The following is a 264-nucleotide window of genomic DNA, read 5'->3' as shown; positions in this document are numbered from 1 at the left end:
GCACCCCCCGCCTCGCTTCTACTGGAGACGACCAGACGCTGCGGATCTGGAACCCCCACACCAGAACCGCACACACCCTGTCCCTGGCAGACCGGATTCACGCACTCATGGAACACCGCGGGCTGCTCATCGCAGCAACCGCTTCAGGCTACCTCGCGATCGACATCTCGTCCGTACCCAACGACACAGCATGATCGCCAGGACACTGCCTAGTGCTGTGACCGGGAAGGTTCACCGGGTTGCTCGTTGTGCTGGTTGGAAATG

General features: G+C 61.7%; 1 protein-coding gene. It reads left to right on the top strand.

Annotated features, from left to right (window positions below; translation table 11 throughout):
• The coding region (locus tag ACFWBF_RS36425; protein WP_385609138.1) for a hypothetical protein at positions 1-194 on the top strand (194 nt) is incomplete at its 5' end.
• Positions 195-264: the final 70 nt, after the last annotated feature.

Source organism: Streptomyces sp. NPDC060028 (assembly GCF_042736725.1).
In the GTDB taxonomy this organism is placed as follows: domain Bacteria; phylum Actinomycetota; class Actinomycetes; order Streptomycetales; family Streptomycetaceae; genus Streptomyces.
Note: the sequence above shows the minus strand (reverse complement) of the source record. Positions and strands in the feature narration are given on the sequence as shown.